General features: G+C 68.4%; 1 protein-coding gene. It reads left to right on the forward strand.

Features of this window, described 5'->3' with window-relative positions:
* Positions 1–935 (forward strand): alpha amylase C-terminal domain-containing protein (locus GAS53_RS54895; RefSeq protein WP_192583737.1); only part of this gene is annotated, 935 nt, incomplete at its 5' end.
* Between the last annotated feature and the right edge of the window lie 96 nt (positions 936–1031).

A 1031-nucleotide genomic window follows, 5' to 3' on the forward strand; every position in this document is an offset into this window, starting at 1 on the left:
GCCAGTGGACACCCAACGTCCACGGCGGCCGCGAGAACCTCGACGCCGTCGCCTTCCTCCAGGAGATGAACGCCACGGTCTACCGGCGTTGCCCTGGCGTGCTCACCATCGCGGAGGAGTCGACCGCCTGGGACGGGGTCACACGGGCCACCGTCGACGGGGGGCTGGGCTTCGGGTTGAAGTGGAACATGGGGTGGATGCACGACTCGCTGGTCTATGTGGAGAAGGATCCCGTCCACCGGAAGTACCACCACAACGAGATGACGTTCTCGATGGTGTACGCGTACAGCGAGAACTACGTCCTCCCGATCTCGCACGACGAAGTCGTCCACGGGAAGCAGGCGTTGGTGTCGAAGATGCCCGGTGACTGGTGGCAGCGGCGGGCCACGCACCGGGCGTACCTGGGCTTCATGTGGGCCCATCCCGGCAAGCAACTCCTCTTCATGGGGCAGGAGTTCGCGCAGGGCGCGGAGTGGTCGGAGGCGCACGGGCCCGACTGGTGGCTGCTCGACCCCTCATACAGTGCGGAAGCGGACCACCGGGGTGTACGCGACCTCGTCCGCGAGCTCAATCGTCGGTACGTGGCGACTCGCTCGCTCTGGGAACGGGACACCGAGCCCTCCGGGTTCGCCTGGGTAGCCGGGGACGCGGCGGACGACAATGTCTTCGCGTTCCTGCGCTTCGACGCGAGCGGGGATCCGATGCTGGCCGTCTCCAACTTCTCGCCCGTGGTCCGGCACGAGTACCGGCTCGGCGCGCCGGACGACGTGCCCGCCTGGCACGAGGTGTTGAACACCGATGCGGCGTGCTTCGGCGGCAGCGACGTGACCAACCCCGATCCCGTGAAGACCGACACGCAGGGTTGGCAAGGGTGGCCGGCAAGCATCCGCCTCACACTGCCACCACTGGCGACGGTGTGGCTGCGGCCGGCTTAGGGGTTTTGCTCGCCCCCGCCGCCCCTACCCGTCCCATCCTTCTGGGGCTCCGCCCCAGACCCCGTCGGGGGCCAGCCCCCGAACCCCCGCTCCTCA

The organism is Streptomyces albicerus (assembly GCF_008905045.1).
Lineage (GTDB): Bacteria > Actinomycetota > Actinomycetes > Streptomycetales > Streptomycetaceae > Streptomyces > Streptomyces albicerus.